Below are 11,894 nucleotides of genomic sequence, written 5' to 3'. Positions count from 1 at the left end.
CAAACTAATGAATAGGCCGCAGGCCTATTACAATCAACATTTATCACCTACTTTATTGGTGCGAAAGTTGAGTCAAATATATAAACTCAGAGGAAGCACCTCGAGCTTAGTTGCCTAAAAGCAACTAGTTCAAGGTGTTTTTTTATGTTATAAGGAGGAATTGGGATGCGATATGAAAATTTAAAGGATGTGCTAACAGTTAAAGATATCATGGAGTTTTTAGGAATCAGCAGAGCAGAAGCTTATGAGCTCGTAAATTCTGGGGAGTTTCATACGGTGAGAGTTGGTACCAGAATTCTCATACCAAAAATATCTATTCAGAAATGGTTAGAGGGAGAAAAATAAAAATAGTACGGCTCCTAACTCATTCCATCAAGGTTTAAACTAATAAACACCAAGTCATATTAATAATGGTGATTCGAGTTTAGGTACCCAGTCTTTTCAAGGAGGTAGTTGACCTATGACTGGTCGCATAACCAAAGACAAAAAGACAAGTGTCTATTATATTACAATTGAAGTGGGTACGAAAGGAAATCGAAAGCGAAAGGTACAAAAAACTTCAAAATTAAAAGGGATGCCAAAGTAGCTCTAGATCTTCCTATAGCAGAACTTCAAAAAGAAGTAGGCAACAACGATGATTCTAAAGAGGACCTGTCCTTGAGTGATTATCTAGATTATTGGCTTAAGTCGTATGTCAAATCAAATACTTCACCGAATACCTACAGAGGGTATGAGCAAATCATCCGTGTTCATTTAAAACCGATATTGGGACATATCAAGCTACAAGAGTTAACCTCTTTACAACTACAGAATTATTATGTAGATAAACTAGAGGATTTATCTGCTCAAACAGTCAAACATCATCATCGATTGTTATCGAAAGCATTAAATGATGCGGTAGATTGGGAGTTTGTGAACAAAATGTCACCATGAAGGCCAAGCCACCAAAGCCCCAAAGTTCAGACAGACTTTCTATACAAAAGAGGAATTAGAACAACTTTTTGAAGCAGCAAAATCGAGCACTATCTATTACCCAATAATATACACAGCAGGCCATACGGGGGCCCGTTTAGGTGTACATCCAAAAATTGTCAGCGAACGATTAGGCCACTCAAAATTGGAATCACATTAGATATATACAGCCATGCCATTCCTTCTTTTCAGGAACAGGCTGTTGAAATATTTGATGACGAAGATGATCACGAATAGCCAATTTGCTCATTTGGCACCTAAATGGCACCTTGGTTATAAAAAGGGATCGAAACCAAGCTTGCTGCATCACAAGCGAGAAGCTTCAATCCCTTGATATGTAAGGTTTGGCGGGACCGTGTGAGAATCGAACTCACCTGACTACGCACGGCAGTCACGGACGGTTTTGAAGACCGCGGAGGACACCAGTACCCCATCCGACCCCATCGAATTATATTACATTTTGTATTATACTAGTTTTAATAGATTTAAGCAATGAAATAGCATCTATATTATCTTAAAATAACTAAAAAAACGTCGCTCAAATAACGACGTTTTATACCACTCTTTTATTTAACCATCGCTCATTTTAGTTCTTGTTGGATTAATAGCTTTCTCCATTTCTTCAGCGGTCATTACATTGTCACCGGCGCTCATTGCCTCACTGTATGGTTTTCCTTTTTGGCTCCCACCTTGTGGGTTATTACGTCGTTTTTTATTCGTCATGGTAATCACTCCCTTCACAATTATAGAGTCCCTGTTTCTGCCAATATTTATTCATCACTTACATAATCATAGATAGTATTGGTTTTATTCCCAAAATCCTGATAAAATAAGGATTGCAATAGTTCGGATAAATTAGAGGTGAAAATATATTTGCAAATTGGACACAGTGGCTCATTCTTTTTTGGACTGTCTTTTTAGTCGTTATGCTTTTTATTGGCGGCTTTTTTATGTTTCGGAAATTCTTAAAACGTCTGCCGAAAGAAGACGGAAAATCGATTATAGATTGGGAAGAACATTATATTAAAGAAACAAAGCATCTATGGCCGGATAAAGAGAAAGAATTACTAGAGGAGCTTGTTAAACCGGTTCCTGAACTTTTCCGGGATGTCGCAAGACAGAAGATTGCAGCTAAAATAGGAGAACTCGCTTTAGAGGAAAAAGCCGATGCGATTACAGAAAGCTTAATCGTAAAAGGTTATATTCAAGCAACACCAAAGCGTGACCATAAATTTTTACGAAAAACTTTAGAAAAAAAACAAATCGATATTACACCATACGAAAGTTTATTTTAACATTTCATCAACAAAGAGGTTAACCGAGCGGTAAACCTCTTTTTTCTATAACCTTTTATTTTCTGGTAATGTTTTTTCAAGTTTTTTATACGAATATAACATGGCTACTCTCCATGGCAGGATCATGCCAAATGCGAGAATAAAAAACATTCCGCTTGTCTGCCCTAGTGAAATATAGTGCCCAAGAATGGATTTCAAAATAATCCTCAACAACAATAACCCAACTAAAATAAAAATAAACGCTTTTGATCTTTGCAAATAAATTTGATTATCACGCACCTCAAATTTTGAGGTTTTAATCAAAAATAAGGAAAAAAGCATACCAACTGAAAAGGCCTCAAGGATTTCGGCTGGTGTCACCCGAAACATAGGGACAGTAAACATTAGGAATCCTGTACTCATAAAAACGGGTGGCAAGATTATTTTTTTTACATTAGTTGGCTTTTTGGCAGCCTTCATTCGTACAAACAATGCAAATACAGCCATCATTAAAGCGCCAACTGTAGATACCGCCATTAACATGCTATTATCACTCATTTCATCACCATAGGATAGAAAAACCACTTATTGACCGAAGACTGGATCTAAAAGTGGTTATATGAACTATTTTTATTTTTCCAATACTCTAGATACTGCCTCAAGAACTCGGCTTTCATCGAACGGCTTGACAATAAAATCTTTGGCACCAGATTCAATCGCTTCTACAACAAGTTTTTGTTGACCCAACGCAGAACACATAATGATGATTGAATTTGGATCCAATGATTTAATATGTTTAACAGCTTCTAAACCATTCATTTCTGGCATAGTAATATCCATCGTTACGATGTCTGGCTTAAGTTCTTTATATAACTCAATTCCAATGCGACCATTGTCAGCTTCACCGACAACTTGGTGATTCCCTTTTTGCAAAATATTTGTAAGAGTCATTCTCATAAATTTCGCATCATCTACAATTAATATTCTAGCCATTTTTTCATCTCCCTACAAAACTTTTGCAACATAATATCTTTATAAAAAATAAGACTAGTACATTATATTATACTCATTCATTATTTACCACAATTAAAATCCAGTAAACCCACCAAAAATCCCTATTAAATATGTCGTAATTTTTGTCATCCAGTCAAAGAATAGGAAAATCCCCATCACAATCATGACATAACCGCCAATTTGTATAATTTTAACGCTGTTTCTCTTAATCCACTGCATTCTTCCGATAAAAAATGACAGAATGAAAAATGGAATTGCAAATCCAAGTGTGTAGGAGATCATATACAACATACCTGATCCAGGATTGGAAACACTTAAAGCGATAACAGCTGCTAAAATAGGTCCTGTACAAGGCGTCCAGCCTGCTGCAAAGCCCATTCCGATTAAGATCGATCCAATAAAGCCTGTAGGCCGATTTTTAAAGGCTATTTTACGATCCTTCATTAAAAAATCGGGTTTCAGCACACCAACAATGACAAAACCGAAAAAGACAATTAAAATTGCACCGATTTGTCTAATTAAATCATTGTATTGCATAAAAAACTTTCCGATAAAGGAAGTTGACATCCCTAACATAATAAATATGCTTGAGAAACCGATTAAGAAGAATATGGTATGGAGCATCGTCCGCCTTTGCATCATCGCATTTTCTTCTTTTAATTCAGTTACTGAAACACCTGTTATGTAAGATAAAAATGCAGGATATAAAGGTAAACAACAAGGTGAAATAAAAGATAAAAATCCTGCTCCAAACGCTAGAAAAACGTTTACGTCAGCCATTCATTAAACAACTCCTAAAAAGTAGTTCAAATGCGCCTTGGCGTATTTGTGCCCAGCGGATATTTTCGAGCTGGCATGCTCGAAAAACTACCACTGAAAATCTGAGGCATCCGCCGGAGGCTCAACTTTATTCAGTAAGGGTTTAAACCCACACTGCATTTAATACTGGATTTAATTCATCCTTCTCACTTTTGGAAGAGGTTGACTTCTACTGAATAAAGTTTACAAATTGAGTCTATACTAGTCTACCAAATCTACAGTGAAATTCATAACATTTTAATCTAAAAGTTTTGTGTCAAGAGGCTGCCAACATTATGTTGTTAACAGCCCCATTCCTTTCACGATTGAATTTAATTCAGTTTTAACAATTTCTATGCCGTCTTCTAGACCCTGGATTTGTACAAAACGAACAGGTGTCTCATATTGATCTGCAGCAAAAGTATATTTTGGATCATAATATTCTTCTAATATAAGCTTTACAAACAACTCATATTGGCGATTATTAAAACTTTCCGTAATTTGATTATACAAATTAGGTTTCATTCGTTTTTTTAGAATTTCGATGGCATGAATAAATTCGTCGTGATAATTTTCAAATTGATATGTGTCACAAATAGCTTTGATCCGGCTTTCAATTGGTGAATGAATATGAATTCTTACTCCCGCATCTTTTCCTTTTAAAATAAAATCAGGAAGGATAATTCTGCCGACCCGTTTGCTTTCAGCCTCAATAATACAATATGGTGAATCCTGTAATTCCCTTAATCGAAAAACTAAATCACGTTCAAATTCTTTTTGTGATTTCGGTTGTAAGCCAATTCCTCCAAAAGTCGACCCACGATGGCCAGCAAGACCTTCTAAATCTAATACCGGATAGTTTTCTTTCTGGAGAGCTTCTAATATATCTGTTTTGTGTGTACCCGTATTCCCTTCGAGAACGATATATTGTTTTTCGATAGTTGAAAAGTATTCAAGCTCAGCTTGAACTAACTTCCTAAACTCGCGGATACCGCCTACGAGTTGAATTAATGGGAGCTTTAACGTCCCAAGAAAAGAAACAACAGTTCCGCTTCTCATCCCACCACGCCAACAATAGACAATAATATTTTTATGTTTATTATTGTTCGCTATATTCTTAAATGTTTGATAATATTCAGGCAGCTTTTTTGAAAAGATTTGAACCCCTAATTCAATGGCTTTCCCTTGGCCTATTTGTTTATAAGTTGTCCCGACCTGTGCTCTTTCCTCATTTGAAAACAAGGGGACACTTATCGCATTTGGGATATGAAATTCCTCATATTCACCAGGAGATCTTACATCGATAAAGATAGCATCCTCTTTCAATGCATCTATTATAGAAATCGTTGGTATAGAAACTTGCATAAAATGTCATCCTTTAATTTATATTTAACCCTACTCCCCCATTATAGTACTTGGAGCAGTTCCTTATCAAATCGAAAAGGAGCCATCTCTTTACGAGATAGCCCCTATTTAGACGTTCACTATTATTTCTTTTGAAGCTTGTTCATTTGTGACATCATCTGATTTATTTTCTTTTGAGAAGGCTTCTGGCCCATCTGCGCCATCATAACCTTTAGCATTTGTTCATTAATTGGTGGATTATTTTTCAAATAATTTTCCATGTATTTTCTGGCAATAAAAAAGCCGATCGCAACACCTGCTAATAAGGCCAGAATAGCTGTAACTGCATACCACATAAAAAATCTTTCCTCCTCATAGTTGTCCTATTTTTACAGTGTACTAGAACATCCACGAATACACAATAGTTTTCAAAATTTTACTTTATTAAATGTACCGTTCTTGCTTAATCGGGTTTAACCACCCAAAATGGCGGTTCTCAAAATCCATTGCTAAAAAGCATGAGTTATATTTGCGAAGCACCTCGAAAAAGTGTGTTTCTGCGTCATAACTGCCCTCAGATGACAATTTTAAATAACGATTGAAAATTTCAAGCTTCGCATAAGAATAATTTTTACTAGTATTTGCCGCATGATATAAAAATTCAGTTGTGTTTTGTTTATAAACCGCTTCTACAGGTAAATTTTTTTCAATATATCTGTTGATTTCAATAACCGATATCGGATTAGTAATATAGCGAATTTGATTTAACAGTATTTGTAAATGCGCTGGACTCTGCTCTTGTAATTTTTCAAGGAATAAATTAAATATTAAGATTTCTTTTCCAAAATATTCGTAGGCTACATCTTCTTTAAGAAGATAGATATAATAGTTCCTCATTCAATATTCCCCCTACTCTACCATTTCTATTACAAAGTATAGACGAAGTAGAGAGAAATGATTGTCAACTACTGCTGAAAGAATCCACTAGTTTTGTCGTAAAGAAGAGAAACTCATAAGTCACAAGAAAAGGCTGACTCTTTTATTGGGGTCAGCCTTCCCATGTTATTTTTATTTTCCAAGCATTGCTTTTACTTTTGCTACTACATTTTCAACAGTGAATCCGTATTCTTCCATTATTTTCTCGCCTGGTGCAGAGGCCCCGAACTTATCAATAGCGATAATGTCCCCTTCATCACCAATATAACGATTCCATCCAAATGAAGAAGCCATTTCAACTGCCAATCTTTTCTTAACATTCTTTGGTAAAACTGATTCTTTATATTCAGAAGATTGCTCTTCAAAGCGGTCCCATGCCGGCATACTTACGACAGACACATCAATACCCTCATTTTTAAGAACCTTTTGTGCTTCAATGCCTAGTTGTACCTCAGAACCTGTAGCTAAAATCAGAGCGTCGGCTGTTTCTTTTCCAGCCTTGCTTATAACGTAAGCTCCTTTTTTAACACCTTCATAGGCATGATCAGCTGTACCTTCAATAGTTGGCAGACCTTGACGAGATAAAATAAGCGCTGTTGGTCTATTTTCGCTTTCAAGTGCCACCTTCCAAGCTGCTACTGTCTCATTGCCATCTGCTGGACGGATTGTTGAAAGATTTGGCATCGCACGAAGAGCTGCCAAATGCTCAATTGGTTCATGTGTAGGTCCATCTTCCCCAACAGCAATACTGTCATGTGTAAATACATAGGTTACTGGTAAGCCCATAAGCGCTGCTAAACGAACGGCTGGACGCAGATAATCAGAGAAGACAAAAAATGTTCCTCCAAATACTTTAACGCCTCCGTGCAATGCCATACCATTTAATGCTGCACCCATCGCAAATTCACGAACCCCAAACCAGATATTACGTCCACTATAATCGGAGGAAGAAAAATCACCTTGTTCCTTCATAGCTGTCTTGTTTGAGCTTGCTAAATCTGCAGAACCACCAAAAAATTGTGGTACAGCCTTTGCAATCGCATTTATCGTTTGGCCGGATGAATCACGGCTAGCTGATTTACTTCCTACTTCATAAGTTGGTAGTTCTTTATCCCATCCTTCAGGAAGTTTTCCAGAGATAGCTAATTGTAATTGTTGACCTAACTCAGGATACTTTTTTGTATAATCAGCAAATAGTTTGTTCCATGCTTCTTCATGCTGGCTGCCGGCTTCTTTTACTTCTTTATTAAAATGATCATATACTTCTTCTGGTACATGGAAATCTTCTTCAAATGTCCATTGATAGGATTCTTTTGTTAATTTTGCTTCCTCTTGACCTAGTGGCGCACCGTGTGAAGCTGATTTCCCAGCTTTATTAGGAGAACCGTAGCCGATCGTCGTTCTTACTTCAATTAAAGTTGGACGATCTAAATCTGCACGTGCTTCTTCAAGCGCCTTCTCGATTTCATCAAGGTTGTTTCCGTCTTCTACACGTAAAACCTGCCAGCCATAGGCTTCATAACGCTTCATTACGTTTTCAGAGAAAGAACGGTTTAAGTCGCCGTCTAAAGAGATATCGTTTGAATCATATAAAATAACTAGACGACCAAGCTTTAAATGTCCTGCTAGTGATGCTGATTCAGCAGAAACACCTTCCATTAAATCGCCATCACCACAGATGCTGTATGTAAAATGATTGATAATCTCAAAGTTCTCTTTATTATATTTTGCAGCTAAATGTCTTTCAGCCATTGCCATCCCTACTGCTGTTGCAACACCTTGTCCAAGTGGACCTGTTGTTGCTTCAACACCTTTTGTATGACCATACTCAGGATGCCCTGGAGTTTTTGATCCCCATTGACGGAAATTTTTCAAATCATCAATGGATAGACCATATCCACAAAGGTGTAGTAAACTATAAAGCAACATTGAGCCATGACCTGCTGATAATACAAAACGGTCACGGTTAAACCATTCGGGATTTGCCGGATTATGTTTCATAAATTTTGTCCAAAGCCTATAGGCCATTGGAGCGGCACCCATCGGCATACCAGGGTGTCCTGAGTTTGCTTTCTCGATTGCATCAATTGATAATGTACGAATCGAACTGATCGCTAATTGTTCGATAGATAATGACATTGAGTTTTCATCCTTCCACGTTTTAATACTCGTTTTCCATAATATACTGCAAAAACCAATAGTTCAACAAAATTCCAACACTATTATACCTTTATTCTTTGTTAATAGGCTATATTTTATAGTAATAAATTCAATTCTAATGAAGTCTGGGATTATTTCTTTGTTTTTTACTAGCACGAAGCTTCTCTGGTGTTACATCATTTCCTTTTGCGTCAACAACGGTTACGTTGTGAAGTGTATCCTTAAACTGTTTCCGGAAATTCTTTATATATTCTTCTCTTAGCATTTTCTGTTCTACTGTTTCTTCCTTTGTAAGCCCCTCTGTTTTAGCCTTTTTCGATAATTGATTGATCCGATTAAGTTTTTCTTTAGAAATCAATGTGATTTACTCCTTTTTCTCCAATATTCTTCATTATTTTTACTACAATGTTTTCCTAATGTCCAGAAATCCATATTGAAACGAAAAACTTTCGAACTTACGTTTGTAATTTGTTACCAAGTTTGTTATAATTCTATTAATATATGGGATGAATGAGGTGTTAAATTATGACAAAGATCTCGAAAAGACAACAAGATATCCTTGAATTTATAAAACAGCAGGTAAGCGAGAAAGGGTATCCACCTTCGGTTAGAGAAATTGGTGAAGCAGTCGGATTAGCCTCAAGCTCTACCGTTCACGGCCATTTAGCTAGACTTGAAAAAAAAGGATATATTCGTAGAGATCCAACGAAACCAAGGGCTATTGAAATACTAATGAATGAAGACACAAATATTAATCCTAAAGGTGAAATTGTAAATATCCCTATTATCGGAAAAGTTACCGCAGGTATTCCAATTACGGCGATAGAGAACATTGAGGACTATATCCCTCTACCTGAAAGATTAGTTCCCCATGATGGCAATCTTTTTATTCTTGTGATCGAAGGGGAAAGCATGATTGAGGCAGGGATATTTAACGGTGATTTAGTCATCGTTCGCCAGCAACATACTGCTAATAACGGTGAAATCGTCGTAGCCATGACGGAAGAAAATGAAGCTACTGTTAAACGTTTCTTCAAGGAAAAAGATTTTATTCGCTTGCAGCCGGAAAATTCATCTATGGATCCAATTATTGTGCGTAATGTTACGATACTTGGTAAAGTCATTGGACTTTATCGAAACATTGATTAATTTAATAAAAGCCTTTTAACACCTTAGATATTTTTTTAAGGTGTTTATTTTTGTAATAATATGAAATCCTATTCATAGGAGGTGCATTTTTATTATGGATTTCCCAACGATACATACAAACTTTTGGGATGCTGTTATTGCCGTACCGATTGTAATGAGCATTACTCAGCTTATTAAAACCTTTGTCAATGTACCAAAAAAATATGTACCAACAGTTGCACTTGTCGTAGGATTAATCTTCTCCATTTTTATAAGTCATCGCCACCATCTATTTGCCGGAATCTTTATGGGGTGGTTCTATGGCTATGCAGCTATTGGTTCCTATGCATCTTTGAAAACACTTTTTATTTCTTTTCGGAATCATAAAAACCCTCAACACCAGTAACGGTATTGAGGGTGGGTTCTGATTTTTAATAATGTGTCATGTAGTGTTCGCGTTCCCAGGCAGTAACTGTCGTGCGGAACATATCCCACTCAATTTCTTTTGCCTCAATGAAGTGTTCTGAAATATGTCCACCTAAAGCATCCATAATAACATCGTCTGCTTTTAGCTTTTCTAGTGCAAGTCCAAGGTTGGATGGTAAATCAATAATTCCATTCTCTAACCGTTCTGCTTTGTCCATCACATAAATATTACGGTCTATCGAGCCTGGAGCAACTAGTTTATTTTCAATTCCATCCAGTCCAGATGCCAAGATTACAGTCATTGCTAAATATGGATTTGCAGATGGATCGGCACTTCTAACTTCAATTCTTGTACTCATTCCTCTTGCAGATGGGATACGGATTAATGGGCTTCTATTTTTTGCTGACCATGCTACATAACATGGAGCCTCGTATCCAGGTACAAGACGCTTATATGAATTTACAGTTGGATTACAAACAGCTGTGAATGCCTCCGCGTGTTTCATTGTACCAGCGATAAAATGGTAAGCAGTCTCACTTAACTGTAATGGGCCGTTTTCATCAAAAAACGCATTTTCTTTTCCTTTGAAAAGAGAAACGTTACAGTGCATACCGGAACCAGCGATTCCAAAAATTGGTTTCGGCATAAAAGTTGCATGTAATCCATGCTTACGGGCAATTGTTTTTACGACTAATTTGAAAGTTTGAATATCATCACATGCTTTAACAGCTTCAGCATATTTAAAATCGATCTCATGTTGACCAGGTCCACATTCATGGTGGGAAGCTTCCACATCAAATCCCATTTCTTCAAGCTCTAAAACGATGTCACGGCGGCAGTTTTCACCAAGATCGGTTGGAGCCAAATCAAAGTATCCACCCTTATCATTTAACTCCAATGTAGGTTCCCCTTTTTCGTCTAACTTAAATAAATAGAACTCTGGCTCTGGTCCAATATTAAAGGATGTAAAACCAAGCTCTTCCATTCTTCTTAGCTGACGCTTTAAGTTTCCACGTGGATCTCCTTCAAATGGCGTACCATCCGTATTGTAAATATCACAGATTAAACGGGCAACCTTCCCTTTTTCAGCTGTCCATGGGAATACCATCCAAGTATCATAGTCAGGATATAGATACATATCAGATTCTTCAATACGTACAAACCCTTCAATGGAAGATCCATCGAACATCATTTGATTGTTAAGAGCTTTGTCAATTTGACTTACAGGGATTTCAACGTTTTTTATAATTCCCAGCATGTCCGTAAATTGCAGACGAATGAATCTTACGTTTTGTTCTTCTGCCAATCTTTTAATATCTTCTTTTGAAAATTTTGCCACCACTAGTTCCTCCCAAAAGTCAATGTATATATGGTTAAAATTTTACTACATCCTTAATAAAAGAAGCTTGAAGTTCCATTCTTCTGCTGTTTTCCAAAGCGACCGGCTTGAATTAATTCCTTACGGAGCAGTCTTCTTAATTCAGCATCCGACACTTCCTGCTTAACCTCAGCAGACTGTTCAGTTTTTTCACTAAACTTAACATCCGTTTTCACTGCAAAAATTTGTTTAATTCCAGCTAGATTCACGCCTTGTTCAATCAATGATTTGATTTCTAATAAGCGATCAACATCATTAAATGAAAACATCCTTCTGTTTCCTTCTGTTCTTGCTGGATGAATTAATTCATTTTCTTCGTAATAACGGATTTGACGTGCGGACAATTCAGTAAGTTGCATAACGATTCCTATAGGGAATAAGGCAAGCGTTCGGCGAATGCCATCACTCATTACGGGTGCCCCTTTCAAACGATATTTCCTTAGCTCAATTGATGTTTTTATAT

Annotated in this window: 17 protein-coding genes and 1 tRNA gene; 6 read left to right on the top strand and 12 right to left on the bottom strand. The window is 36.7% G+C overall.

The window, feature by feature from the left end; genetic code table 11:
• Positions 1-165: 165 nt before the first annotated feature.
• The 3 genes from P9E47_RS16735 to P9E47_RS16725 all read left to right on the top strand — a co-directional run bounded on the left by P9E47_RS16735 (position 166) and on the right by P9E47_RS16725 (position 933).
• Positions 166-345 carry a helix-turn-helix domain-containing protein gene (locus tag P9E47_RS16735; RefSeq protein ID WP_326164078.1) on the top strand — a complete coding sequence of 60 codons (180 nt, stop codon included), beginning with the start codon at positions 166-168 and terminating at the stop codon, positions 343-345.
• A gap of 115 nt (positions 346-460) precedes the next feature.
• Positions 461-586: a hypothetical protein gene (locus P9E47_RS16730; protein WP_326164077.1), complete on the top strand. Its 126-nt coding sequence runs from the start codon at positions 461-463 to the stop codon at positions 584-586.
• Positions 587-657: 71 nt separating this feature from the next.
• A complete protein-coding gene (locus tag P9E47_RS16725; protein WP_326164075.1) occupies positions 658-933 on the top strand; it encodes an N-terminal phage integrase SAM-like domain-containing protein in 276 nt (91 codons plus the stop codon).
• A gap of 384 nt (positions 934-1,317) precedes the next feature.
• Here P9E47_RS16725 and P9E47_RS16720 read toward each other — a convergent pair.
• Together P9E47_RS16720 and P9E47_RS16715 are read right to left on the bottom strand one after the other, a co-directional pair.
• Positions 1,318-1,414 (bottom strand) — tRNA-Sec (locus P9E47_RS16720).
• A 128-nt stretch (positions 1,415-1,542) separates the two neighbouring features.
• On the bottom strand, positions 1,543-1,695 hold the full coding sequence (locus P9E47_RS16715) for a hypothetical protein (protein ID WP_326164074.1): 153 nt from the start codon (positions 1,693-1,695) through the stop codon (positions 1,543-1,545).
• Positions 1,696-1,841: 146 nt separating this feature from the next.
• On the opposite strand from P9E47_RS16715, the gene P9E47_RS16710 reads away from it, so the two are divergent.
• Positions 1,842-2,267, top strand: a complete 426-nt coding sequence (locus P9E47_RS16710) for a DUF2621 family protein (RefSeq protein ID WP_003330414.1) — start codon at positions 1,842-1,844, stop codon at positions 2,265-2,267.
• Positions 2,268-2,312: 45 nt separating this feature from the next.
• On the opposite strand, the gene P9E47_RS16705 is transcribed toward P9E47_RS16710, so the two are convergent.
• The 8 genes from P9E47_RS16705 to P9E47_RS16670 form a co-directional block, all read right to left on the bottom strand.
• Positions 2,313-2,804 (bottom strand): CcdC family protein, encoded by a 492-nt coding sequence (locus P9E47_RS16705; RefSeq protein WP_233276076.1) that lies wholly within the window; start codon positions 2,802-2,804, stop codon positions 2,313-2,315.
• Positions 2,805-2,876: 72 nt separating this feature from the next.
• Positions 2,877-3,239: a response regulator gene (locus P9E47_RS16700; protein WP_003330411.1), complete on the bottom strand. Its 363-nt coding sequence runs from the start codon at positions 3,237-3,239 to the stop codon at positions 2,877-2,879.
• Between the two features lie 93 nt (positions 3,240-3,332).
• Complete coding sequence (locus tag P9E47_RS16695; RefSeq protein WP_326164072.1) at positions 3,333-4,040, bottom strand: cytochrome c biogenesis CcdA family protein; 708 nt, start codon at positions 4,038-4,040, stop codon at positions 3,333-3,335.
• 312 nt (positions 4,041-4,352) lie between these two features.
• A complete protein-coding gene (gene mnmH, locus P9E47_RS16690; RefSeq protein WP_003330409.1) occupies positions 4,353-5,423 on the bottom strand; it encodes a tRNA 2-selenouridine(34) synthase MnmH in 1,071 nt (356 codons plus the stop codon).
• A gap of 122 nt (positions 5,424-5,545) precedes the next feature.
• Positions 5,546-5,758: a YneF family protein gene (locus P9E47_RS16685; protein ID WP_003330408.1), complete on the bottom strand. Its 213-nt coding sequence runs from the start codon at positions 5,756-5,758 to the stop codon at positions 5,546-5,548.
• Between the two features lie 88 nt (positions 5,759-5,846).
• Positions 5,847-6,299, bottom strand: a complete 453-nt coding sequence (sirA, locus tag P9E47_RS16680) for a sporulation inhibitor of replication protein SirA (RefSeq protein WP_003330407.1) — start codon at positions 6,297-6,299, stop codon at positions 5,847-5,849.
• Positions 6,300-6,470: 171 nt separating this feature from the next.
• Positions 6,471-8,477 carry a transketolase gene (gene tkt, locus P9E47_RS16675; RefSeq protein WP_326164070.1) on the bottom strand — a complete coding sequence of 669 codons (2,007 nt, stop codon included), beginning with the start codon at positions 8,475-8,477 and terminating at the stop codon, positions 6,471-6,473.
• A 136-nt stretch (positions 8,478-8,613) separates the two neighbouring features.
• On the bottom strand, positions 8,614-8,856 hold the full coding sequence (locus tag P9E47_RS16670) for a DUF896 domain-containing protein (RefSeq protein ID WP_326164068.1): 243 nt from the start codon (positions 8,854-8,856) through the stop codon (positions 8,614-8,616).
• A gap of 167 nt (positions 8,857-9,023) precedes the next feature.
• Between P9E47_RS16670 and lexA the strand changes: the two genes are divergently transcribed.
• On the top strand, positions 9,024-9,647 hold the full coding sequence (lexA, locus tag P9E47_RS16665) for a transcriptional repressor LexA (protein ID WP_003330404.1): 624 nt from the start codon (positions 9,024-9,026) through the stop codon (positions 9,645-9,647).
• 94 nt (positions 9,648-9,741) lie between these two features.
• Entirely contained in the window at positions 9,742-10,032 is a 291-nt protein-coding gene (locus tag P9E47_RS16660; RefSeq protein WP_003330403.1) for a hypothetical protein, read from the top strand.
• A 25-nt stretch (positions 10,033-10,057) separates the two neighbouring features.
• Here P9E47_RS16660 and glnA read toward each other — a convergent pair whose 3' ends face one another.
• Together glnA and P9E47_RS16650 are read right to left on the bottom strand one after the other, a co-directional pair.
• Entirely contained in the window at positions 10,058-11,392 is a 1,335-nt protein-coding gene (gene glnA, locus P9E47_RS16655) for a type I glutamate--ammonia ligase (protein ID WP_003330402.1), read from the bottom strand.
• A gap of 53 nt (positions 11,393-11,445) precedes the next feature.
• Positions 11,446-11,841 (bottom strand): MerR family transcriptional regulator, encoded by a 396-nt coding sequence (locus P9E47_RS16650; protein ID WP_003330401.1) that lies wholly within the window; start codon positions 11,839-11,841, stop codon positions 11,446-11,448.
• Between the last annotated feature and the right edge of the window lie 53 nt (positions 11,842-11,894).

This window comes from Schinkia azotoformans (assembly GCF_035811335.1).
Taxonomy (GTDB): domain Bacteria; phylum Bacillota; class Bacilli; order Bacillales; family Bacillaceae_J; genus Schinkia; species Schinkia azotoformans.
This window is presented reverse-complemented; position numbering and strand designations above follow the sequence as displayed.

Excerpts from the sequence above, each read along its gene's own strand:
- P9E47_RS16650 (WP_003330401.1), bottom strand. The coding sequence starts at position 11,841 with ATGAGTGATGGCATTCGCCGAACGCTTGCCTTATTCCCTATAGGAATC.
- tkt (WP_326164070.1), bottom strand. The coding sequence starts at position 8,477 with ATGTCATTATCTATCGAACAATTAGCGATCAGTTCGATTCGTACATTA.
- P9E47_RS16685 (WP_003330408.1), bottom strand. The coding sequence starts at position 5,758 with ATGTGGTATGCAGTTACAGCTATTCTGGCCTTATTAGCAGGTGTTGCG.
- P9E47_RS16715 (WP_326164074.1), bottom strand. The coding sequence starts at position 1,695 with ATGACGAATAAAAAACGACGTAATAACCCACAAGGTGGGAGCCAAAAA.
- P9E47_RS16695 (WP_326164072.1), bottom strand. The coding sequence starts at position 4,040 with ATGGCTGACGTAAACGTTTTTCTAGCGTTTGGAGCAGGATTTTTATCT.
- P9E47_RS16660 (WP_003330403.1), top strand. The coding sequence starts at position 9,742 with ATGGATTTCCCAACGATACATACAAACTTTTGGGATGCTGTTATTGCC.
- sirA (WP_003330407.1), bottom strand. The coding sequence starts at position 6,299 with ATGAGGAACTATTATATCTATCTTCTTAAAGAAGATGTAGCCTACGAA.
- lexA (WP_003330404.1), top strand. The coding sequence starts at position 9,024 with ATGACAAAGATCTCGAAAAGACAACAAGATATCCTTGAATTTATAAAA.
- P9E47_RS16705 (WP_233276076.1), bottom strand. The coding sequence starts at position 2,804 with ATGAGTGATAATAGCATGTTAATGGCGGTATCTACAGTTGGCGCTTTA.
- P9E47_RS16700 (WP_003330411.1), bottom strand. The coding sequence starts at position 3,239 with ATGGCTAGAATATTAATTGTAGATGATGCGAAATTTATGAGAATGACT.
- P9E47_RS16730 (WP_326164077.1), top strand. The coding sequence starts at position 461 with ATGACTGGTCGCATAACCAAAGACAAAAAGACAAGTGTCTATTATATT.
- mnmH (WP_003330409.1), bottom strand. The coding sequence starts at position 5,423 with ATGCAAGTTTCTATACCAACGATTTCTATAATAGATGCATTGAAAGAG.
- P9E47_RS16735 (WP_326164078.1), top strand. The coding sequence starts at position 166 with ATGCGATATGAAAATTTAAAGGATGTGCTAACAGTTAAAGATATCATG.